This is a genomic window from Amnibacterium kyonggiense, from assembly GCF_004364555.1.
Lineage (GTDB): Bacteria > Actinomycetota > Actinomycetes > Actinomycetales > Microbacteriaceae > Amnibacterium > Amnibacterium kyonggiense.
This window is the reverse complement of the sequence record NZ_SOAM01000002.1, coordinates 220344-240807: the sequence shown is the minus strand read 5'-3', so window position 1 is coordinate 240807 and position 20464 is coordinate 220344. Positions and strand designations below refer to the sequence as shown.

At 74.8% G+C, this 20464-nt stretch carries 17 protein-coding genes and 1 pseudogene; 10 read left to right on the top strand and 8 right to left on the bottom strand.

The genetic code is table 11. From position 1 onward, the window contains the following. Positions 1 to 28: 28 nt before the first annotated feature. The 3 genes from CLV52_RS09530 to CLV52_RS09520 all read right to left on the bottom strand — a co-directional run bounded on the left by CLV52_RS09530 (position 29) and on the right by CLV52_RS09520 (position 4159). On the bottom strand, positions 29 to 2077 hold the full coding sequence (locus CLV52_RS09530) for a PTS fructose transporter subunit IIABC (protein ID WP_133766123.1): 2049 nt from the start codon (positions 2075 to 2077) through the stop codon (positions 29 to 31). Positions 2078 to 2126: 49 nt separating this feature from the next. Beyond that, positions 2127 to 2903 (bottom strand): DeoR/GlpR family DNA-binding transcription regulator, encoded by a 777-nt coding sequence (locus CLV52_RS09525; protein ID WP_133766122.1) that lies wholly within the window; start codon positions 2901 to 2903, stop codon positions 2127 to 2129. Positions 2904 to 3178: 275 nt separating this feature from the next. Continuing rightward, positions 3179 to 4159, bottom strand: a complete 981-nt coding sequence (locus tag CLV52_RS09520) for an NAD-dependent epimerase/dehydratase family protein (RefSeq protein ID WP_246018057.1) — start codon at positions 4157 to 4159, stop codon at positions 3179 to 3181. Positions 4160 to 4270: 111 nt separating this feature from the next. Between CLV52_RS09520 and CLV52_RS09515 the strand changes: the two genes are divergently transcribed. The 6 genes from CLV52_RS09515 (at position 4271) to CLV52_RS09490 (ending at position 10920) form a co-directional block, all read left to right on the top strand. Next, positions 4271 to 5194 (top strand): dihydrodipicolinate synthase family protein, encoded by a 924-nt coding sequence (locus CLV52_RS09515; RefSeq protein WP_133766121.1) that lies wholly within the window; start codon positions 4271 to 4273, stop codon positions 5192 to 5194. Then, entirely contained in the window at positions 5191 to 6192 is a 1002-nt protein-coding gene (locus CLV52_RS09510) for a proline racemase family protein (RefSeq protein WP_133766120.1), read from the top strand. The genes CLV52_RS09515 and CLV52_RS09510 overlap by 4 nt, the downstream gene beginning before the upstream one ends. Positions 6193 to 6325: 133 nt before the next feature. Further along, the gene (locus tag CLV52_RS09505) at positions 6326 to 7087 is read left to right on the top strand and encodes a hypothetical protein (protein WP_133766119.1); all 762 of its coding nucleotides are present in this window, start codon (positions 6326 to 6328) and stop codon (positions 7085 to 7087) included. A gap of 97 nt (positions 7088 to 7184) precedes the next feature. Further along, a complete protein-coding gene (locus CLV52_RS09500) occupies positions 7185 to 8153 on the top strand; it encodes a PLP-dependent cysteine synthase family protein (RefSeq protein ID WP_133766118.1) in 969 nt (322 codons plus the stop codon). Next, positions 8150 to 9448 carry an NtaA/DmoA family FMN-dependent monooxygenase gene (locus CLV52_RS09495; protein WP_133766117.1) on the top strand — a complete coding sequence of 433 codons (1299 nt, stop codon included), beginning with the start codon at positions 8150 to 8152 and terminating at the stop codon, positions 9446 to 9448. The genes CLV52_RS09500 and CLV52_RS09495 overlap by 4 nt, the downstream gene beginning before the upstream one ends. Beyond that, positions 9448 to 10920 (top strand): aromatic amino acid lyase, encoded by a 1473-nt coding sequence (locus CLV52_RS09490; RefSeq protein ID WP_133766116.1) that lies wholly within the window; start codon positions 9448 to 9450, stop codon positions 10918 to 10920. Before CLV52_RS09495 ends, CLV52_RS09490 begins: the two co-directional genes overlap by 1 nt. Before the next feature lie 99 nt (positions 10921 to 11019). Here CLV52_RS09490 and CLV52_RS09485 read toward each other — a convergent pair whose 3' ends face one another. Both CLV52_RS09485 and CLV52_RS09480 read right to left on the bottom strand, forming a co-directional pair. Next, on the bottom strand, positions 11020 to 11517 hold the full coding sequence (locus CLV52_RS09485) for a GNAT family N-acetyltransferase (protein WP_133766115.1): 498 nt from the start codon (positions 11515 to 11517) through the stop codon (positions 11020 to 11022). A 9-nt stretch (positions 11518 to 11526) separates the two neighbouring features. After that, the gene (locus CLV52_RS09480) at positions 11527 to 12435 is read right to left on the bottom strand and encodes a diacylglycerol/lipid kinase family protein (protein WP_133766114.1); all 909 of its coding nucleotides are present in this window, start codon (positions 12433 to 12435) and stop codon (positions 11527 to 11529) included. Between the two features lie 103 nt (positions 12436 to 12538). Here CLV52_RS09480 and CLV52_RS09475 point away from each other — a divergent pair, with 103 nt between their 5' ends. Then, positions 12539 to 13540, top strand: coding sequence for an NADPH:quinone reductase (locus tag CLV52_RS09475; RefSeq protein WP_133766113.1), 1002 nt, complete (start codon positions 12539 to 12541; stop codon positions 13538 to 13540). 8 nt (positions 13541 to 13548) lie between these two features. Here CLV52_RS09475 and CLV52_RS09470 read toward each other — a convergent pair whose 3' ends face one another. After that, entirely contained in the window at positions 13549 to 15015 is a 1467-nt protein-coding gene (locus CLV52_RS09470) for a cryptochrome/photolyase family protein (RefSeq protein WP_133766112.1), read from the bottom strand. A 131-nt stretch (positions 15016 to 15146) separates the two neighbouring features. Between CLV52_RS09470 and CLV52_RS09465 the strand changes: the two are divergent. Continuing rightward, positions 15147 to 15839, top strand: a pseudogene (locus CLV52_RS09465) (SDR family oxidoreductase); the annotation flags it as partial. A 12-nt stretch (positions 15840 to 15851) separates the two neighbouring features. Here CLV52_RS09465 and CLV52_RS09460 read toward each other — a convergent pair. Both CLV52_RS09460 and CLV52_RS09455 read right to left on the bottom strand, forming a co-directional pair. Further along, positions 15852 to 16592 carry a class I SAM-dependent methyltransferase gene (locus CLV52_RS09460; RefSeq protein WP_133766110.1) on the bottom strand — a complete coding sequence of 247 codons (741 nt, stop codon included), beginning with the start codon at positions 16590 to 16592 and terminating at the stop codon, positions 15852 to 15854. 1 nt (position 16593) lies between these two features. Then, positions 16594 to 17199 (bottom strand): histidine phosphatase family protein, encoded by a 606-nt coding sequence (locus tag CLV52_RS09455; protein ID WP_133766109.1) that lies wholly within the window; start codon positions 17197 to 17199, stop codon positions 16594 to 16596. 116 nt (positions 17200 to 17315) lie between these two features. Between CLV52_RS09455 and CLV52_RS09450 the strand changes: the two genes are divergently transcribed. After that, a complete protein-coding gene (locus CLV52_RS09450) occupies positions 17316 to 17876 on the top strand; it encodes a VIT1/CCC1 transporter family protein (RefSeq protein ID WP_133766108.1) in 561 nt (186 codons plus the stop codon). A 45-nt stretch (positions 17877 to 17921) separates the two neighbouring features. Continuing rightward, positions 17922 to 20456 (top strand): carboxylate--amine ligase/circularly permuted type 2 ATP-grasp protein, encoded by a 2535-nt coding sequence (locus tag CLV52_RS09445; RefSeq protein WP_162850792.1) that lies wholly within the window; start codon positions 17922 to 17924, stop codon positions 20454 to 20456. The last annotated feature ends 8 nt before the right edge of the window (positions 20457 to 20464 follow it).

The window sequence follows — 20464 nt, the reverse complement described above, 5'->3', positions numbered from 1 at the left end:
CCCGGGGTCGCGGTCGTGCGGCTGCCGGTCAGGCGGCGACGGGCTGCGCGGAGGACGCGAGCGCCGGCTCCTCCACGGTCCGCGGGGCCCGGGGGCCGACGAACCGCTTGAGCCCGACGAGGACGAAGCCGGTGACGGCCGCGCCGATCAGGATCGACAGCGCCCAGAGCCAGAAGTCGTCGATCGCGAAGAACACGAAGATCCCGCCGTGCGGCGCCCGGCTGGTGACGCCGAACGCCATCGTGAGCGCGCCGGTGATCGCGCCGCCGACGAGGTTCGACGGGATGACGCGCAGCGGGTCCGCGGCGGCGAACGGGATGGCGCCCTCGGAGATGAAGGAGGCGCCGAGCAGCCAGGCCGCCGCGCCGTTCTCGCGCTCCACCTGCGTGAAGCCCTTGCGGTACAGCACCGTGGACGCGAAAGCCATGCCGATCGGCGGCACCATGCCCGCCGCCATGACCGTCGCCATGATGTGCAGGCTCGCCGTCGTGCCGCTCGCCAGGCCCGCGACCGCGAAGGCGTAGGCGACCTTGTTGATCGGACCGCCGAGGTCGAAGCACATCATCAGGCCGAGGATGACGCCGAGGACGATCGCGGCCCCGCCGGACAGCCCGGTCAGCGCCTCGTTCAGCCCCTTGGTCAGCGCCGCGATCGGGCCGCCGAGGACCAGGATCATGAGCCCGGAGGCGACGATGGACGCGAGCAGCGGGATGATCACGACCGGCATGAGGCCGCGCAGCCAGCGCGGCACCGCGGGACGGCCGATCAGCTTCGCCGTGTAGCCCGCGAGCAGGCCGCCGACGATGCCGCCGATGAAGCCGGCGCCGAGGTAGCCGGAGACCGCCCCGACGACGAAGCCCGGCGCGATGCCCGGTCGGTCGGCGATCGCGTAGGCGATGTACCCGGACAGCGCGGGGACGAGGAAGCCGAGGCTCAGCTGCCCGATCTTCGCCGCGGCGGCGCCGAGGTAGAACAGCAGGCCCTGCGGCGGGAGGTTCGCCAGGCTGAAGTTCTGGATCGCCCAGTCGTTGTACGCGAGTCCGCCCGTGCTGTTCCCCGGGCCGGGCAGCACCACCTGATAGCCGTAGATGCCCGAGCCGATGCCCGCGAGCAGGAAGCCGATCGCGATCAGCAGACCACCGCCCGCGACGAACGGGATCATGTAGCTGACGCCCGTCAGCAGGATGCGCTTGATCTCCGCGCCCGGGCTCGTCGCGCGGGCCGTGCTCTGCGCCGCGGCGCCGGCGCCCTGCACGCGCTGCGCGTTCGGGTCCTTCGCCGCGGCGAGCGCCTCCCGGACCATGTCCTCGGGGTGGTCGATGCCGCGCTTCACGGGCGCCTGCACGACCGGCTTGCCGGCGAACCGGCCACGGTCCCGCACGTCGACGTCGTTCGCGAAGATGACCGCGCCGGCGCGAGCGATGAGCGCCGGGTCGAGCGGGGTCATGCCGGCCGAGCCCTGCGTCTCGATGTGGAGCTCGGCGCCCAGCTTCCGCGCGGCGTTCGTCAGCGCGTCGGCGGCCATGTAGGTGTGCGCGATGCCCGTGGCGCAGGAGGTCACACCGACGAGCAGCGGCAGGTCCGACGAGCCGGCGGCCGCGGCGGCCGCGGGGGCGGGGGCCTGCTCGTCGGAGGTGGCCCGCTCGACGAGTGCGACGATCTCGTCCGCGGTCGTCGCGGACCGCAGGGCCGCGACGAAGTCCTCGTCCACGAGGCTGCGGGCGAGCTTGGCGAGGAGCTGGAGGTGCAGCTCGTCGCCGCCGGCCGGCGCGGCGATCATGAAGACGATGTCCGCGGGGCCGTCGAAACCGCCGAAGTCGACCTTCGGTGCGACGCGGGCGAACGCGAGGGTGGGCTCGGTCACCGAGGCGGAGCGGCAGTGCGGGATCGCGATCCCGCCGCCGAGGCCCGTGTCCGTCTTCTGCTCACGCGCCCAGGCGTCGGCGAAGAGGGACTCGACCTCGGTCGCGCGACCGGCGTCGACGACCGACGTCGCGAGCGCGCGGATCACGTCCTTCCGGTCGGGACCGAGGTCCGCGTCGAGCATGACGAGGTCACGGGTGATCAGGGCCGGCATCGGGGGGCTCCTTCGGTTCGGCGCAGCGGTGCGCTGTCGGTGATGGGGGTCAGGGGACGAGGACCTCGACGCCGGCGGCGTCGAGGGCGGCGGCGAGCTCGCGCCCGGGCTCGCGGTCGGTGACGAGCACGTCGACGTCGGCGAGCTCGGCGAAGCGCACGAACGACTCCTCGTCGTGCTTCGACGAGTCGACGAGCGCCACGGTCCGGCGCGCGGCGCGGACCATCGCCGTCTTCACGGCGGCCTCGCGCTCGTCCGGGGTCGAGAGGCCGAACCCGCCCGAGAGACCGTTCGCGCCGACGAAGGCGAGGTCGCAGCGCATCCGCGCGAACCCGTCGAGCGCCGGCTGACCGACCGCGGCGGAGGTCTCCGGGCGCACGACCCCGCCGACCGCGTGGACGGTGAGGGCGCGGTTGTCCTGGAGGCGCAGCACGATGGGGACGGCGTGCGTGACGACGTCGAGCAGGCCCTCCGCCGGCACGTGCTCGGCGAGGAGGTCCGCGAAGGCGCGGGTCGTCGTGCCCGCGTCGACGCTGATCGCCGCCGGTGCGGCCTGGACCAGCAGCTCGAGCGCCTTCCCGGCGATGGCGCGCTTCGCGGGGGTGTTGCGCCGCTCGCGCTCGCCGAGGTTCAGCTCGACGAGGCTCGATCGCCGCACCGCGCCGCCGTGGACCCGGCGCAGCGCGCCGGCCGCCTCGAGCGCGTCGAGGTCGCGGCGGATCGTCTCGGCGGTGACGTCGAGATCGCGCGAGAGCGAGGCGACCGACACCCGGCCGGCCGCGTCGAGCTCGTCGATGATGCGGGCGTGCCGCTCCGTCGCGTACATGGATCCGTCCTCGCGCCGGCTCCGATGCCGACGATCTGTGTTCGTGTGAGATTAACCACGAATCCCACAGATGTACAGATCGAATCGCGAGCGGACGCAGGCGCGGGCGCGCACGGGCCCGCCGAGCGGGCCGGCGGGTCGAGCACGACAGCAGGAAGGAGGCGCGTCGGCAGGAAGCAGCGCGCCTCCGGTTCCTGCTGAAGCGCCCGGTTCCTGCCGAAGGACTCCGGAATTCCTGCTGTCGTGCTCCGCGATCCGGCGCGGTGCCGTCCGGGTCAGGCCAGCGCGATGAGCCGGTCGAAGGTCGCGTCGAGCTCCTCGTCGACGACCTGCGCCTCCGGATGGGCGTCGTACCAGGCGATCTGCCGGCGCGCGCCCTCCGCGTACGGGATCGTCGTCGTGAACTCGGGGACGAGCCGCCGCAGCTTCGTGGTGTCGAAGAGCATCGCGTGGGCCTTGTCGCCGACGAGGCCGGGGCCGAGGTCCGGCACCTCCTTCGCGATCCGCTCGCTCGAGAGGTGCACGAGCTCCGGTTCGACGCCGGCCGCGCGGCCGAGCCACGTGTAGACCTGGTTCCAGGTCGGGGCCGACTCCCCCGTGATCGTGTACGCGTTGCCGAGCGCCTCCGGCCGGCCGAGGAGCCCGACGAACCCGACGGCGAAGTCGTCGCTGTGGGTCAGCGTCCACGGGGTCGTGCCGTCGCCGTGCACGAGCACCGGCTTGCCGGCGCGCATGCGGGCGATGTCGGTCCAACCGCCCATGGTCGGCAGCAGGCCGTCGTCGTAGGTGTGGCTCGGCCGCACGATCGTCACCGGGAAGTCGCGCTCGCGGTCCTCGGTCACGAGCAGGTCCTCGCACGCGATCTTGTCGCGCGAGTACTGCCAGAACGGGTTCTTCAGCGGCGTCGACTCGGTGACCGGGATCGCAGCGGGCGGCTTCTGGTACGCCGAGGCGCTCGAGATGAAGACGTACTGGCCGACCCGGCCGCGGAAGCGGTCCACGTCGCCCTGCACGGTGTCGGTCGTGAACGCGCGGAACTGCGCGACGACGTCGAACTCCCGGCCGGCGACGGCGGCGTCGACGCTCGCCGGGTCGGCCACGTCGCCGACGAGGTGCTCGACCGCGTCGGGCACGGAGCGGGAGGTGGTGCGCCCGCGGTTCAGCACCGTGACGCGGTGCCCGCGCTCGACGGCGAGCCGGACGCTCGCGGTGCTGATGGCGCCGGTGCCGCCGAGGAACAGGATGTCGAGAGCCACGACGCCAGTGTCCTCCAGCCTGCCTGGCCGCCCCGTCCGCGTCCCCCGGGACGCGACGCATCCGGGAGGATGTGGCGGAGCGCACACCGCGACCGATCGGAGCCCCGACCCATGCCCCTCGACCTCGGCGGCGTCATCGTCGCGACGACCCTCCCCTTCCGGCCCGACGACGACGCGCCCGCGGGGCTCGCCGTCGACTACGAGCGGTACGCGGAGCACTGCGCCTGGCTCGTCGACAACGGCTGCCGCGGAGTCGGCCCGAACGGGTCGCTCGGCGAGTACTCCTCCCTCACCGACGAGGAGCGCCGCCGCGTCGTGCGGACCGCGGTCGAGGCCGTCGGCGACCGCGCGCTCGTCGTCGCGGGCGTCCACGGCGTCGGCTGGCACCAGGCCCGAGCCTGGGCCGAAGCGGCCGCGGAGGACGGGGCGGACGGCGTGCTCCTGCTGCCCCCGACGCTGTACCGGGCGAACCGCGACGAGGTGCTGCACCACTACGCGAAGGTCGACGAGGTCGGCCTGCCGATCATGATGTACAACAACCCGATCGACACGAAGGTCGACCTGACGCCCGACCTGATCGCGGAGCTGTACGAGCTCGACCACGTCGTCGCGGTGAAGGAGTTCTCCCTCGACGCCCGCCGGGTCCGCGAGATCAAGGACCTCTGCGACATCGACGTCATCGCGGGCGCGGACGACCTGCTCTTCGAGGCGCTCGTCGCGGGCGCCACCGGCTGGTTCGCCGGGTACCCGAACGCGTTCCCGCGCGAGGCCGTGCGGCTCTACGAGCTGCTCAGCGCCGACCGGGTCGCCGAGGCGCGCGACCTGTTCACCGAGATGGCGCCGGTCTTCGCGTGGGACTCGAAGACGGAGTTCGTCCAGGCGATCAAGTTCTCCATCGACGTCGCCGGCGAGAGCGTCGGCGGTCCGACCCGGCCGCCGCGCGGTCCGCTCACGGAGGCGCAGCGCGCGGTCGTGCGCCGCGACACGGAGCGCGCCCTCCGGGCCGGCGCCTCCCTCCGCTCCCCCGCCGCGTGATCCCGATCCGCTCGATCGTCGCGATCGACTCCCACACGGAGGGCATGCCGACGCGCGTGGTCGTCGACGGCGTCGGCGAGATCCCCGGATCGACGATGAACGAGAAGCGCCTCCACTTCATGGCGCACCTCGACCACCTCCGGCACTTCCTCATGGACGAGCCGCGCGGCCACGCCGCCATGTCCGGCGCGATCCTGCAGCCGCCGGCGCGCGACGACTGCGACTGGGGCGTCGTCTACATCGAGGTGTCCGGCTGCCTCCCCATGTGCGGGCACGGCACGATCGGGGTCGCGACCGTGCTCGTGGAGGAACGGCTCGTGGAGGTCGTCGAGCCGGTGACGACGATCCGCCTCGACACCCCCGCCGGGCTCGTCGTCGCCCGCGTCGCCGTCACCGACGGGCACGCCGACGCGGTGACCATCGAGAACGTGCCCAGCTGGACCGACCGGCTCGACGCCCGGATCGAGGTGCCCGGGCTCGGCACGGTGCCGTACAGCCTCGCGTTCGGCGGCAACTTCTACGCGCTCGTCGACCTCGACGCGGTCGGGCTGCCGTTCGACCGGAGCCGCCAGCGGGACATCGTCGAGGCCGGTCTCGCGATCATGGCCGCGATCAACGAGCAGGCGCCGCCGCACCACCCCGAGATCGCCGGCGTCGACCACTGCCACCACGTCGAGTTCATCGCCCCGGGCTCCGACGCGCGGCTCTCGCGGCACGCGATGGCGATCTTCCCCGGCTGGTTCGACCGCTCCCCCTGCGGCACCGGCACCTCGGCGCGGATGGCGGAGCTGCACGCCCGCGGCGAGCTGCCGCTGGGCACCGACTTCGTGAACGAGTCGTTCATCGGAAGCCGGTTCGTCGGCCGCCTCGTCGGCGAGACGACGGTCGCCGGGCGGCCCGCCGTCGTGCCGACGGTCACGGGCCGCGCGTGGATCACCGGACGGGCCGAGTACGTGCTGGACGCGACCGACCCGTTCCCCGACGGCTTCCTGTTCTGAGCCGAGTCCTTCCCGAGCCGCTCCGATGCGCTTCCGCTGAGCGGTCGGACGCCCTGCGCCGCGTTCACCGCGTGTCGCTAGCGTGGCGATCGGCGACACGCCGAGACCTCACCCGGAGCTGACAGGAGCGCGCATGGCCAAGTCGAAGAAGTCGAAGAAGGACGCGAAGGCGAAGCAGGCCGACCAGGCCAAGAAGGCCGAGGTGAAGGCCAAGGCCAAGGCCGCTGCGAAGCTCGCCGCCCTCGTCGACGACGCGAAGAAGGCCGCCAAGGTGGCGGCGAAGGCGCAGAAGGACGCCGACAAGGCGCAGGCGAAGGCCGTCGCGGCGGGCGCGCCCGCACCGAAGGCGAAGCCGAGCGAAGCGGAGCTGCTGCAGCTCGCGCTCCGCTCCACCGAGGCGAAGCTCACCGACGCCGAGCGCAAGGTCGAGGCGCTCGAGCAGCAGGTCGCCGACTTCCGGAAGCGCGACGAGCAGGAGCTCGAGGAGGTCGTCGCGGACGCGGTCGTCGACGCCGCTGTCGCCGCGACGGTCGAGGAGGCCGTGATCGAAGCCGAGCTCGCGGCGGATCCCGCGATCGACCCGGCGGCGGAGGCCGAGGTGATCGCCGAGGAGCTCGACGAGATCGTCGCCGAGGCCGAGGTCGCGCCGGAGGAGCCGTCGCACGAGGGCGAGGCCGCGGAGGCCGCCGCGGTGTTCGCGTCCGCCGACGCCGGCGCGGAGCCGACCGTGACGCCGTCCGAGCTGACGCCGCCCCTGCCCGAGCAGCCCGCGGACGACGAGCCGAACGAGTCCTGGACGCTGCTCCGCCTCCGCGCGGCGGCGAAGCAGCGCGGGCTGACCGGGACGTCGAACCTGCCGAAGGCCGCGCTGCTGGAGCGCCTCCGCGCGAGCTGAGCACCTCGACCAGCGGAGGCGGGACGGGGCGGGGCGACGGTGCCACACCGCGTCACACTCGCGCGGGCGGGGCGGCGCTCGACGTACGGTTCCGGGGATGACCACCTCCACCGTCTCCGCACCGCCGTCGTTGCCGGGCGTCGCCGACTCGGTCCTCGACCTCATCGGCGAGACCCCGGTCGTGCGGCTCCGCCGCCTCGCTCCGGAGGGCGGCGCCCAGGTGCTCGTGAAGCTCGAGGGCAGCAACCCGGGCGGCAGCGCGAAGGACCGGCCGGCCCTGTCGCTCGTCCGGCACGCCGAGGCGACCGGAGCGCTCCCGCCCGGCGCGCCGATCGTCGAGTCGACCTCCGGCAACACCGGCATCGGCCTGGCGCTGGTCGGCCGGGTCACCGGTCACCCGGTCGTGATCGTGCACGGCGGGGCGATGTCGCCGGAGAAGCTCGCCCTCCTCCGCCTGTACGGCGCCGAGCTCGTCGAGGCGGACTGGACCGCCGGACCCGAGGACCCGGGGAACCCGCGCGCCGTGGCCGACCGGATCGCGCTCGAGCGCGGGGGCTGGCGCAGCCAGCAGTACGACAACCCGGCGAACCCGGACGCGCACTACCGGTACACGGGCCCCGAGATCTGGCGGCAGACGGGCGGCGCCATCACGCACCTCGTCGCCGGCATCGGCACCGGCGGCACGATCTCCGGCGCGGGGCGGTTCCTGCGCGAGGTGTCCGACGGACGCGTCCGCGTGATCGGTGCGAACCCGGAAGGGTCGGCCTACGGCGGCGGCGCGGTCGGCCCGGTCCGGGTCGAGGGCGTCGGGACCACCTGGCCGAGCAGCCACTGGCCGAAGAACCTGGACCGGTCCGTGCCGCACGAGATCCGCACGATCGAGGACGCGGTCGTGTTCGACACCGTCGCCCGCCTGGCGGCGGAGGAGGCGATCCTCGTCGGCCCGTCCTCCGGCCTGGCGGTCGGCGTCGCCCTCCAGGTGGCCGCGGACCTCGACCCGGATGCCGTGGTCGTCGCGATCGCGCCGGACTCGGCGACGAACTACCTCGGGCTGCTGGCCCGATGACGGTGCACTTCGGCTGGTTCCTCGGCGCCGGCTTCGGCGTCCAGGGCTGGGGCGACCCGACCTACGGCGTCGGGTACGACTGGAAGCAGCCCGCCGTCTACCAGGACGCCGTGCGCGCGTTCGAGGGGGCGGCCCTCGACGTGCTGATCATCGAGGACGGCGTCGCCGTGCCGGACACGTACCGCCGCACGTCGGAGGTCAACCTCGCGGCCGCCCGCTTCGTCCCGAAGCACGACCCCTTCCCGCTCGTGCCGTACCTGCTCGGCGCGACAGAGCGGATCGGGATCGTCCCGACGATCTCCGCGAGCTTCTGGGAGCCGTACACCGCGGCCCGGCTCCTCGCGACGCTGCAGCACTTCGCGCACGGCCGCCTCGGCTTCAACGTCGTCACCTCCGGCTCCGACCTCGCGGCGCAGAACTACGGGCTCGACAAGCAGACCGAGCACGACCTCCGCTACGACCGCGCGGACGAGTGGATCGACGTCGTGCGGAAGCTCTGGCGCAGCTGGGAGCCGGGCGCCGTGGTGGAGGACGTCGCGCACGGCGTCTACGCCGACTTCACCAAGGTGCACACCATCGACCACGAGGGGCGCTTCTTCCGCGTCCGCGGGCCGCTGAACGCCCTCCCGCCCGAGGAGGAGCCGGTCATGATCCAGGCCGGCGCCTCCGGCCGCGGGCAGGCCTTCGCGGGGAAGCACTCCGACGTCGTGCTCGCGCTCGCGTCCACGCCCGAGCGGATGAAGGCGCACCGCGACCAGGTGCGGCAGGCCGCCGCGGACGCGGGACGCGACCCGGACGCGATCACGGTGCTCTTCGTCGTCAACCCGATCCCGACGGCCAACGCGGCGGAGACCGCGTCCGTGCGCGCCGCCCGCTCCGCGCTGACGCAGGCCGCGATCGACGAGCAGCTGCAGTCGATCTCGTACCTCACGAACGTCGACTTCGCCGCGTTCGACCTCGACGAGCCGCTCCCGTCGTTCGAGACGAACAGCAACCGGGGCACGCTCGAGAACTTCGTGAAGAGCGCGCCCGCCGGTGCGACGCTGCGGGAGGTGCTCGCCGCACGGGCGAAGGCCGACGGCCTCGCGATCGTCGGCACGCCGACGGAGATCACCGACCGGCTCGGCGAGCTCGCCGAAGGCAGCGGCGCGGACGGGTTCCTCTTCACGGGGCAGGTGCATCCTGCTCACGTGCACCGGACCCTCGACCCGCTCGTCCCCGCCCTCCGCGCCGCCGGCCTGCTGCAGCGCGAGCTGCCGGCGACCACGCTGCGCGGCAACCTGGCTGCGCGCTGATGGCGCGGGCGGGATCGCCCCGTCCGCTGACGATCGCGACGGAGCCGCTGACGGCGGAGGACGTGCTCGCGGTCGCCGCGGGCGCGGACGTGCGGATCGGCGCCGCCGCCCGGGCGCGGATCGCCGTGTCGCGCGCCGTCCTCCTCGAGGCGGTCGAGCGCGGCGACGCCGTGTACGGGAGCACCCGGCGCCTCGGCGCGGGCGCGGACGACGCCGTCGACGAGCAGGCCGCGTTCCAGCTGCAGGTGATCCGCAACCACGCCGGCGCGATCGGCGACGCGGTCGACCCGCTGGTCGTCCGCGCGGCGATGACCGTGCGCCTCGCGCAGTTCGCCCTCGGCGGCAGCGGGGTGCGCGCCGAGGTCGCCGACGCGCTCGTCGGCCTGCTGACGACGGGCGTCGTGCCGTTCGTCCCCGATCGGGGCTCGGTCGGGATGGCGGACCTCGCGCTGAACGCCGCCGTCGCCCAGGTGGTGATCGGGGAGGGCGCCGTCCTCACCGAGGACGGCGCGGTGACGTCCGGCGCGGAGGCGCTCGCCGCCGCGGGCCTGACGCCGCTCGAGCTCGAGACGCACGAGGCCCTGTCGCTCCTCAACACGAACACGTTCACGCTCGGGTCGGCCGTGCTCGCGGGCCCGCGGCTGGACGAGCTCGCGGAGGTCGCGGACCGGACCGTGGCACTCGCGCTCGAGGCGGCGGCCGCGCACCGCGCCTCGGGCGACCTCGGGCCGTACTCGGCCACCGTGTTCGCGGACGTCGAGGGCGGCGGGGCGTGGCGCTCGGCGATGACGGTCCGCGAGCTGCTGCAGGGCTCCTTCCTCCACGACGCCGCGGAGCGGCGGACGCAGGACGAGCTCTCGTTCCGGTGCGCGCCGCAGGTCCACGGCGCCCTCGCCGAGCGCGCCGAGGACCTGGTCGACGCGACCGACGACGCGCTCCTCGTGCGCCCGGAGAACCCGCTCATCGACGTCGAGACCCGGACCGTGGTCCCGAACGGCAACTTCGCCTCGCCCGACCTCGTGATCGGGCTGGAGGCCGTGCGGGTCGCCCTCACGCACGTGGGCCGGCTCTCGGCGCGCCGGACCGCGGTCCTCTCGGCGCTGGCCCGCCCGCTGCGGGCCGAGGGCCGGGCGGGCATCCCCGGCCTGCTCGCGTACACGGGTGCCGAGCGGTTGAACGACCTGCGCCGGCTCGCCGCTCCGGTGAGCCTCGACGACGTCGTGCTGTCGGAGGTCGAGGACTACGCGACGTGGGGCTGGACCGCGGCCAGGACGACGCACGACGCGATCGACGCGGCGGCCGACCTGCTGGCGATCGAGGCGCTGCACGCGGCGTCGCTGCTCCGCGGCGCGGACCTGCGCCTCGGCGCCGGGACCGGTCCCCTCATCGCCGCCCTCGCGCGGGTCGTCGAGCACGGGGGCGGCGCGGAGGAGCTCGTCCGCGGCGCCGCGGACGTCCTCGCCGGGGTCTGATCCGTCCGCCCCGCTCGACGGGCGTGATACGACAGGACGGGCGTCCTCGCACGCCCGCTTCGTCGGATGGCGCCCGGGATCGTCGGCGCTCCGCGCCCGTCAGCCGCGCGGCGCGGGCTTCGTGAACCGGAGGTAGGCGGCCTCGTCCTGCGGCGCCGTCGGGTCGAAGTCCGGCGTCCAGCCGTGCCGCAGGTAGAGGGCGACCGCCTCCGGCTGCCGCGCCCCGGTCGTGAGCTCGAGGCCGGTGTAGCCGAGCTCCGCCGCCCGCTGCTCGAGCAGGGCGAGCACCCGGCCGGCCAGCCCGAGCCGACGCCGCTCCGGGTGCGACCACATGCGCTTCACCTCGGCGAGCGGTCGCCCGTCCGGTCCGGTGCCGCCGCGCTTCAGCGCCCCGCCGGCCACGAGCACCCCGTCGTCGAGCACCGCGAGGAACGCCCCGCCGCGCTCCGCGGCGAAGGCCTCGGGCGGGTAGCGCGTCAGCTCCGCGGACGACGGCACGCCGTTCGTCGGCCCGTAGCGGGCGTCGTAGTCGCGGGCGAGGTCCTCGAGCAGGGGCCGGAGGACGGGGTCGTCCGCCGCGACCCAGCGCTCCTCCACGCCTCCAGGCTAGGTGAGGACGAGCAGCGCGCCCGGCACGACCTCGAGGGTGACCGGGAGCGGGCCGAAGCGCTCGCCGTCGGCGTAGGTGACCGGCACGGGGCCGCGGTCGTCGACGTCGATCGTGACGACCCGGCCGCGCTCGATCGACACGTGCTCGTCGTCGACGTGCCGACCGGTGAAGACCTTCGGGAGCAGCCGCAGGAGCTTCATCCGGGACAGCGGGGTCGCGACGAGCACGTCGAGCAGCCCGTCGTCCACCTTCGCGTCGGGGGCGAGCCGCATCCCGCCGCCGATGCTCGCCGTGTTGCCGACGGTCACGAGCACCGCCGCGAGCCGCCGCGTGTCGCGGTCGATCGTGATCCGGTAGCGGCGGGCGTGCAGGCGGACGACCTCGAGCAGCACGGCGACGACGTACCGCGGCGTGCCCTGCAGCCGCTGCATGCCGTTCGCCCGCTCGTTCACCGCCGCGTCGAACCCGGCGGACAGCATGCCGACGAACCAGCGGCCGGTGCTCACCCGCACGGCGTCCACCGCGCGGGCGGCGGGGCGCTCGCCGGCGAGCGCGGCGATCACGCGCTGCAGCCCCGCATCCGGATCGTCGTGCGGCAGGTCGAGGCAGCGCGCGACGTCGTTCCCGCTGCCGGCCGCGACGATGCCGAGCGGCACACCGGTGTGCACGACCGCGTTGACCGCGTGGTGGATCGCGCCGTCCCCGCCGACCACGACGACCCCGTCGACGTCGCCCGTCGCGATCGCCGCGCGGATGGACGCCTCCATGACGGTCGGCGAACCGGCCTCGAGCCGGCGGACCGCGTGCCCGGCCGCCCGCAGCGCCGCCTCGGCCCGCTCGCCGACCCGCGCCGCGCGCCCGCTCCCCGCGGTGGCGTTCACCGCGATCACGAGCCGCGCCGCCATGCGGGAAGCATGACACGGAGGAGCGGGAGCGGAAGAGGGGCTTGCGCATGCGGTCCGACGCCCTCACCGCGCGCGCACAACGCCTCGGGACGAGACTTGGCGCATGCGTGCGATCGTCTACGACCGGGCCGGCGGCCCGGAAGTCCTGCGGCTCGTCGACAAGGAGCCGCGCGAGCCGGGTCCCGGCGAGGTGCGGGTGCGGATCGCCGTGTCCGGCGTGAACCCGACGGACTGGAAGTCCCGCTCGGGCACGGACCCGGAGGCGCCGCAGACGCCGGACCAGGACGGGTCCGGCACCGTCGACGCGGTCGGCGAGGACGTCGACCTCGAGCCGGGCGACCGCGTCTGGGTCTTCGAGGCCGCGTACCGGAACCCGGACGGCACCGCCGAGGAGCTGGCGGTCGTGCCCGCGGACCGGGTGGTGCCGCTGCCCGACGGCGCCTCCTTCGACCTCGGCGCGGCGCTCGGCGTCCCGGCGCTCACCGCGCACATCGCGCTGCGGGCCGGCGACCCGGTGCCGCTGCCGCTCGCGCCGGGCGAGCTGTCCGGTCGCACGGTGCTCGTCGCGGGCGGCGCCGGAGCCGTCGGGCACGCGGCGATCGAGCTCGCGGGCTGGGCCGGCGCCACCGTGATCACGACGGTGTCCTCCCCCGCGAAGGCCGCGCTCGCTCGCGCCGCGGGAGCGCACCACGTCGTCGACTACCGGGCGGAGGACGCGGCTGCCGCGATCCGGCGGATCGCCCCCGACGGCGTCGACCTCGTCGTCGAGGTGAACCCGAACGCGAACGCCGAGCTCGACGCGGAGGTCCTCGCGCCGGACGGCACGATCGCCGTGTACGCGACGGACACCCCGGAGCCGCTCGCCTTCGCGGTGCGGCCGTTCATGGCGAAGAACCTCCGCTGGCGCTTCCTGCTCGTCTACACGGCGCCCGCCGCCGAGAAGGCGGCCGCGGTCGACGGGGTGCGGGCGGCCGTCGCCGCCGGAGCGCTGCGCGTCGGCGAGGAGGCGGGGCTGCCGCTGACCCGCTTCCCGCTCGAGCGCACCGGGGACGCGCACGCCGCGGTCGAGCAGGGCGCCGTCGGCAAGGTGCTCATCGACGTCTGACGCCGGGGTCACCAGCGGGTGCGGTGCGCCTCCTGCTCGACGACCTCGTCGAGGTCCTTCAGCCGGCCGAGCCCCGCGAGCGGCTGCGCCATCCGGGGATTCGAGGCGAACCGCTCCCTGTGCCGCTCGAGGAACGCCCAGTACCCCGCGGTGAACGGGCACGCGTCCTCCCCCACCCGCACCTTCGGGTCGAACCGGCAGCCGCCGCAGTAGTCCGTCATGCGGTCGATGTAGGCGCCGCCGGACGCGTACGGCTTCGTCGCCACGACGCCGCCGTCGGCGTGCAGGCTCATCCCGACGACGTTCGTCGGCATGACCCACGGGGTGCCGTCGACGAAGGCGCCGGTGAACCACTCGGTCGTCTCCGCGGGCGACCAGCCGCGTTCGAGGGCGAAGTTGCCGAGCATCATCAGCCGCTGGATGTGGTGCGCCCAGCCGTGCTCGCGGACGTCGCCGATCACGGACGACAGGCAGTTCGCCTCGATCGCGTCCGGGTCGAGCTCCCAGAACGAGTCGGGGACGCGGCGGCGCGCCTGCAGCGCGTTCCGGTGCACGTAGCGCTCGCCGAGGTGCCAGTAGAGGTGCCACATCCAGTCGCGCCAGCCGACGATCTGCCGGACGAAGCCCTCGACGGAGTTGAGCGGAGCGGCGCCGTCGGCGAACGCCTCCAGGGCCGCGTCCACGACCTCGCGCGGATCGAGCACCCCGAGGTTCATCGGGACGGACAGCAGGGAGTGCGACATCGTCCAGTCGGCGCTGAGCGTCGCGTCCTCGTAGGGTCCGAAGGTCGGCAGCCGGTCCCGCACGAAGCGGCGCAGCGCGCTGCGGCCCTCCCGGTGGGTCACCGCGAAGCGGCGGGGCCCGTCCTCGCCGATGAGGTGCAGGGTGCCGTCCCGCTCCCACCGGTCGAGGTCGGCGCGCAGCTGCTCGTCGATCGCGTCCTCCTGCGGCCACCAGGGCTCGGGCAGGTCGAGGCGCTCCTGCCGCTTCGGCGGCGGCTGCCGGTTGTCGGCGTCGTAGCTGAAGCGGCCGCCGACCGGCTTGCCGGCGCGGGTCATCAGGATGCCCTCGCGCTCGCGCACCCAGCGGTAGAACTGGTCCATCACGAGCCCGCGGTCGTCCCGGTTCCGCACCCAGCCGGCGAAGTCCGCCTCGCTCGTGACGAAGCCGCGGCTCGGCAGCACCTCCGCGCCCACCTCCCGCACGAGGCGCCGCGCCGCGTAGGACGGCGGGTCGACGGCGACGAGCTCGCGACCGCGGAGCACCTCCCGGAAGGTGCCCGCGCGGACGACCTCCGCGCGGTCCCCCAGCTCCTCGGCGCGGTGCCGCAGCGCGGAGAGGTAGAGGTGCGCCTTCTGCCGGTGCGTCGGCCGCTTCCGGAACGCCGCGAGCGACTCGACGAGCAGGATCGACTCCTCGTCGTCGTCGAACAGCGGGCCGAGCTGCTCGCCGAACAGGATCCGCTGCCGTGCCATGCCGGGGACGGTAGCGGCAGCGCGGCCGACGCCCCCGAGTGCTCAGGCGACGGGGGCGTCCTGCTGGTCCGCCGCCGAGCGGCGGTCCCGCCCGCCCGCGCGGGCGGGGCTGCCGCTCCGGGGCGGACGCCCAGGCTTCGCCGGGTCTGCAGTCGGCCATGACGCCCGTCCCCGACCTCGGCGAGTCGACCTACCGCGGCACCGGCCGCTTGACCGGCCGGAAGGCGCTCGTCACGGGCGGCGACTCGGGCATCGCCGGCGACCTGACGGACGCGGCGTTCTGCCGCGACCTGGTGACGCAGGCGCACGAGGCGCTGGGCGGCCTCGACGCGCTCGCGATCGTCGCGGGCAAGCAGATCACCTCGACGGACCTCACCGCGCTGCCGGACGAGCAGTTCGTCGAGACGTACGAGGTGAACGTCTTCTCGGCGTTCCGCATCGTGCAGGCGGCCGTGCCGCTGCTCCCGCCGGGGTCGACGATCGTGCTCACCGCCTCCCTCGAGACGTACCAGGCGTCGCCCGAGCGGATCGACTCCGCGAGCACGAAGGCCGCGATCAACAACCTCGGCAAGGGCATGGCGCAGCAGCTCGCCGGGCAGGGCATCCGGGTGAACGTGGTCGCGCCCGGCCCGACCTGGACGGCGCTCCAGGTCTCGGGCGGCATCCCGGAGGAGGAGATCGCCGACTACGGCTCCGACACCCCGCTCGGCCGCGCTGCGCAGCCGGCGGAGCTGGCACCGGCCTACGTGTTCTTCAGCTCCCCCGAGTCGAGCTTCGTCGTCGGCGCGACGCTCGCCGTGAACGGCGGCACCCCCACGCCCTGACGAGCGAGGCGGCTACGGGCGGCGGGTGCGGAAGGCGCTCGTGACGTACGGGAGGTCGACGCGCTCGCGGCCCCTGGTCGCCGGGTGCGTCGCGATGAGCGCGCGCACGCCGTCGAGCACCGCCGCCCGCTCCTCCGGCGGGAGCGCGATGACGTAGGAGCGGGAGGCCGCCATGGCGACGAGCTCCTCCACCGTCATCGCCCTCGTCCAGCGGAGGTCGCGGCGCTCGAGCGGCCCGAACGGCGGGTCGACCCGCACCGAGTCCGACTCGATCATTCGCTCGGCGGCGCTCCCGCGGATCACCCGGCCCAGCTCGTCGACCCAGTCGACCGACGAGTCGCGGACGTTCCAGACGAGGCCGAGGACGCCCCCGGGTCGGAGCACCCGCGCGGCCTCCGCCGAGGCCTGCGGCTCCTCGACCCAATGCCACGCCTGCCCGTACACGACCGCGTCGACGGACGCGTCGGCGAGCGGGAGCGCCTCCGCGGTCCCCTGCTCGGTGCGCGCCGCCGGCACCTCGCGGGCGAGGGCGGCGAGCATGCCGGCGTCCGGCTCGACCGCGACGACGTCCCGGTCCGGACCGACGAGCGCCGCCGTGAGCTTGCCGGTCCCCGCGCCGACGTCCGCGATCGCCCGCGCGTCGCCGATCAACCAGTCGACCACCTCCCGGGGGTAGTCGGGGCGGCCCGCGACGTACGCGTCCGCCGCGTCGCCGAACCGCCTGCCCGCGAGCGCCTCGTCCCTGTCGGTCACATCACGCAGCGTTCCACAGGTCGATGACGCGATTGCCGTGCTCGTACCCGAGCTCCGCCAGCCCGGCGGTCGAGAGCACGAGCCGGGAGCCGCCCTCGGGCGGGAGGTCGATCCACGCCGCGCCGAGCGCGCGCAGCACGTGACCGTGCGCGACGAGCAGCACGTCCCGGCCGTCGTCGAGCACCCGCTGGGCGCGCGCGATGACGCGCTCGACCCGGACGCGCACCTCGGCGGCCGTCTCGCCGTCCGGCGCCCCGTCGCGCCACAGGTCCCAGCCCGGCCGCTCCTCCGCGATCTGCGGCGAGGTGAGCCCCTCGTAGGAGCCGTAGTCGAACTCGGCCAGGTCCTCGGTCGTCTCGATCCGGCCGGCGAAGCCCGCGAGCTCCGCGGTGCGGACGGCGCGCTGCCGCGGGCTCGCCAGCACGAGCGCGAAGTCCCGGCCGGCCAGCACCGGCTCGAGCGCCGCGGCGCGGCGCTCGCCCTCGGCGGTCAGCGGGATGTCGGTCCTGCCGGTGTGCTTGCCGGTGCGGCTCCACTCCGTCTCGCCGTGGCGGAGGAGGACGAGCTGCGGCGACTTGGCCTCCGGGTACGGGTGATGAGGTGACACGTCAACCAACCCTACTCGTCGTCCGCTGGACCGCGGCCCGGAACCGCCCTCTGACCAGCGCTGAGGCTTGCCTTCCCTTGCTGGCGGGCACCGCGCGCGAGGACGAGCATGCCGGTATGACCTCGATCCTGGCTGTCCTCACGCACGGCGCGTCCCCCGACCGCGGCGTCGTCGCCGGTCGGGCGAACACGCTGCGTGCCGGCGTGCTCGGGGCGAACGACGGCATCGTGTCCGTCGCGGCCATCGTCGTCGGCGTCGCGGGCGCCTCCTCGGCGCACGGCGCCGTGCTGCTCGCCGGGCTCGCCGCGCTGATCGGCGGCGCGGTGTCGATGGCGCTCGGCGAGTACGTCTCCGTCTCGAGCCAGCGCGACGGCGAGCGGGCCGCGAGCATGGAGAGCGGCGCGAACCCCTGGGCGGCCGCGCTCGCCTCCGCTGGCTCCTTCCTCACGGGCGGCGTGCTGCCGCTCATCGCGGTCGTGCTGGCGCAGGGGGCCGCCCGCGTCCCCGTCACGGTCCTCGTGGTCCTGCTGGCGCTCGCCCTCACCGGCGCTGCGGGCGCCCGGCTCGGCGGCGCGCCCGCGCTTCGGCCGACGATCCGCACGCTCGTCGGCGGCGGCCTCGCCCTCGCGGCGACCTGGTCGATCGGTCTGCTCGTCGGTACGACCGGGCTCGCCTGACCGGATCGCCGGGCGACTCCTGGGCGGGGTCGCTAAGGTTCGCGGATGGCCGCCGCACTGACGCTCGGCGCCGAGGAGGAGCTGCACCTCATCGACCTCGAGCGCTGGCAGCTCGCCGCTCGCGCGCCGCAGCTGCTCGCGAAGCTCCCCCGGGAGAACTTCTCCGCCGAGATCCAGCGCACGACGGTGGAGACGAACACCGACGTCGTCACGACGCTCGACGGCCTCCGCTCGGAGCTGCTGCGCCTCCGCCGGCGCGTGGTCGACGTGGCCGCGAAGGAGGGGCTCGGGATCGCCGCGGTCGGCACGGCGCCGCGCAGCGAGTTCCGGGACTTCGAGCTCACGGCGACCGGCCGCTACGGGCGCATGCAGGAGCAATACCGCCTGCTCGTCGACGAGCAGCTGATCTGCGGCACGCAGATCCACGTCGGCGTCGCCGACCGCGACCTCGCCGTCGAGATCGCGCAGCGGATCGCGCCGCGCCTGCCCGTGCTGCTCGCGCTCTCCGCCAGCTCGCCCTACTGGAACGGCCTCGACACCGGGTACGCGTCCATCCGCACGATCATCTGGCAGCGCTGGCCGAGCGCCGGGGCGACCGGACCGCTGGCGGACGCGGCGGCCTACGACGAGCTGCTGCAGGACCTCATCGCCTCCGGCGTCATCGCGGACGCGAAGATGGCGTACTTCGACGTCCGGCCGTCCGCCCACGCGCCGACGCTCGAGCTGCGGATCTGCGACGCCTGCCCGCTCGTCGACGACGCGGTCCTGATCGCAGGCCTCTTCCGCGCGATGGTCCGGGACGCCGAGCGGTCGATCGAGGCCGGGGCGCCGCGCCTCCAGCGCGCGCTGCCGCTGCACCGCGCCGGCATCTGGCAGGCCGCCCGCGGGGGGCTCACCGGCCGGCTGCTCGACGACTCCGAGCATCCGCGCCCGCTCCCCGCGCCGGAGGCGGTGCGGCGGCTCGTCGGCGATCTGCGCGACACCCTCGAGGAGCTCGGCGACTGGGAGGAGGTCGCGGAGCTCGCGGAGACGGTGCTCGCCCGCGGCAACTCCGCCGACCGCCAGCGCGCCGCCTTCGTCCAGCGGGGCGACCTCGCCGACGTCATGCGGAGCGTCGTCGAGGAGACGCAGGGTCCCGCCTCCGGCCCGATCCCCACCGCGCCGGCCCTCCGGCGATACCGGGTTCGGGCGGGCGACGAGGGCATCGACGCCAACGCCGTCGCCCGGCCGAACTACCGGCCCGTCGTCGACCACGTCCGCTCGCTCGGTGCCGGCGGCATCGTCGAGCGCGAGGCCGCGCGCGACGTCTGGACCGAGCAGCACTCGTTCGACTTCGGCGTCGCCGGCACGAAGCAGCCGTTCCGCGTCGACCTCGTGCCGCGGCTCGTGCAGCCCTACGAGTGGGCGGAGCTCGAGGCCGGGCTCACGCAGCGGGCGCGCGCGATCGAGGCGTTCCTCGCCGACGTGTACGGCGAGCGCCGGATCCTCGCCGACGGCGTGCTGCCGGAGTCCGCCGTGCTCGGCGCGCCGGGCTGGCTCGCGGCCGCGACGCGCCTGCCGCCGGGCGTGCTGCGGGCACCGATCCAGGGCTTCGACCTCGTCCGGAACGAGTACGGCGGCTGGCGCGTGCTCGAGGACAACGTGCGGAACCCGTCCGGGGTGGCGTACGCGATCGCGATCCGACAGCTGATGGACGCGGTGGTGCCCGACATGCCGCGGCCGGACCACCTCGCCGACCCGGCGACCGCGCTCGAGCAGCTGCGGCGGACCGTGCTCGCCGGAGCCAAGCCGGGCACGCGCGGCGCGCTCCTGTCGTCCGGCGAGGGCAGCTCCGCCTGGTTCGAGCACCGGCGGCTGGCGGACGGCGCCGGGCTGCTGCTCGCCGTCCCGACCGACCTCGCGGTGGACGGCGGCACGGTGGTCCAGCGCACGACCGGGGACCGGATCGGCAGCCTCTACCTGCGGATCGACGTCGAGCTGCCCGACCTCGTCGACGCCGACGGGCGCCCGATCGGCGCCGAGGTGATGGACGTCGCCGCGGCCGGCGGCGTCACGCTCGTGAACGCGCCGGGCAACGGGGTCGCCGACGACAAGGCGATGTACCGCTCGGTGCCGGAGCTGATCGGGTACTACCTCGACGAGCGGCCGCTGCTCGAGAGCGTGCCGACCTACCGGCTCGGCGACGAGACCGAGCGGCAGGCGGTCCTCGAGCGCGTCGGCGAGCTCGTGACGAAGCCGGTCGACGGCTCCGGCGGCCGCGGCGTCCTCGTGGGGCCCGCGGCCGATGCGGCCGAGGTGGCCCTCCGCCGGGCGGAGATCGCCGAGCACCCGGCGGCCTGGGTGGCGCAGGAGGTCGTGTCGCTGTCCTCCGTCCCGTCGCTCGAGGAGGGGCTGCTGCAGCCCCGGCACGTCGACCTCCGCGCGTTCGTCTACGCGACCGGGCACCGGAAGCGGGACTACCGGCTCGCCGATCTCGCGCTGACGCGGGTGGCGCCGGAGGGCAGCCTGGTCGTCAACTCCTCGCGCGGCGGCGGGGCGAAGGACACCTGGGTGGTGCTGCCGGAGCACCGCCTGCGCTGACGCGCGGA

Bases quoted from the DNA above. Each gene is read 5' to 3' on its own strand.
- CLV52_RS09495 (WP_133766117.1), top strand. From the start codon at position 8,150: ATGACGGTGCACTTCGGCTGGTTCCTCGGCGCCGGCTTCGGCGTCCAG.
- CLV52_RS09475 (WP_133766113.1), top strand. From the start codon at position 12,539: ATGCGTGCGATCGTCTACGACCGGGCCGGCGGCCCGGAAGTCCTGCGG.
- CLV52_RS09525 (WP_133766122.1), bottom strand. From the start codon at position 2,903: ATGTACGCGACGGAGCGGCACGCCCGCATCATCGACGAGCTCGACGCG.
- CLV52_RS09500 (WP_133766118.1), top strand. From the start codon at position 7,185: ATGACCACCTCCACCGTCTCCGCACCGCCGTCGTTGCCGGGCGTCGCC.
- CLV52_RS09515 (WP_133766121.1), top strand. From the start codon at position 4,271: ATGCCCCTCGACCTCGGCGGCGTCATCGTCGCGACGACCCTCCCCTTC.
- CLV52_RS09450 (WP_133766108.1), top strand. From the start codon at position 17,316: ATGACCTCGATCCTGGCTGTCCTCACGCACGGCGCGTCCCCCGACCGC.
- CLV52_RS09470 (WP_133766112.1), bottom strand. From the start codon at position 15,015: ATGGCACGGCAGCGGATCCTGTTCGGCGAGCAGCTCGGCCCGCTGTTC.
- CLV52_RS09490 (WP_133766116.1), top strand. From the start codon at position 9,448: ATGGCGCGGGCGGGATCGCCCCGTCCGCTGACGATCGCGACGGAGCCG.
- CLV52_RS09530 (WP_133766123.1), bottom strand. From the start codon at position 2,077: ATGCCGGCCCTGATCACCCGTGACCTCGTCATGCTCGACGCGGACCTC.
- CLV52_RS09480 (WP_133766114.1), bottom strand. From the start codon at position 12,435: ATGGCGGCGCGGCTCGTGATCGCGGTGAACGCCACCGCGGGGAGCGGG.
- CLV52_RS09505 (WP_133766119.1), top strand. From the start codon at position 6,326: ATGGCCAAGTCGAAGAAGTCGAAGAAGGACGCGAAGGCGAAGCAGGCC.
- CLV52_RS09445 (WP_162850792.1), top strand. From the start codon at position 17,922: ATGGCCGCCGCACTGACGCTCGGCGCCGAGGAGGAGCTGCACCTCATC.